The 253-nt window shown below is 39.5% G+C and carries 1 rRNA gene; it reads left to right on the top strand.

Annotated elements, in window-relative coordinates:
• Window positions 1–114, top strand: a 16S ribosomal RNA gene (locus tag BBI00_RS20995); the annotation flags it as partial.
• Window positions 115–253: the final 139 nt, after the last annotated feature.

Raw genomic sequence — 253 nt, 5'->3', positions numbered from 1 at the left:
TGGGGTACCTGAAGTCGGTGACCGTAACAGGAGCTGCCTAGGGTAAAACAGGTAACTAGGGCTAAGTCGTAACAAGGTAGCCGTACCGGAAGGTGCGGCTGGAACATCTCATTTTAGAGCGTCTTAAAGACGTTAAACAAAATCAGTATCGTAAGATACATTATACTTACTTAAAGCATAGCTTTAGTTTTTTGTTTGGTTGATATATTACAAATACAAAACCCACTAGAAATTAGTAAACGGGAAGAGAAAA

The organism is Chryseobacterium arthrosphaerae, assembly GCF_001684965.1.
Lineage (GTDB): Bacteria > Bacteroidota > Bacteroidia > Flavobacteriales > Weeksellaceae > Chryseobacterium > Chryseobacterium arthrosphaerae.
Note: the sequence above shows the minus strand (reverse complement) of the source record. Positions and strands in the feature narration are given on the sequence as shown.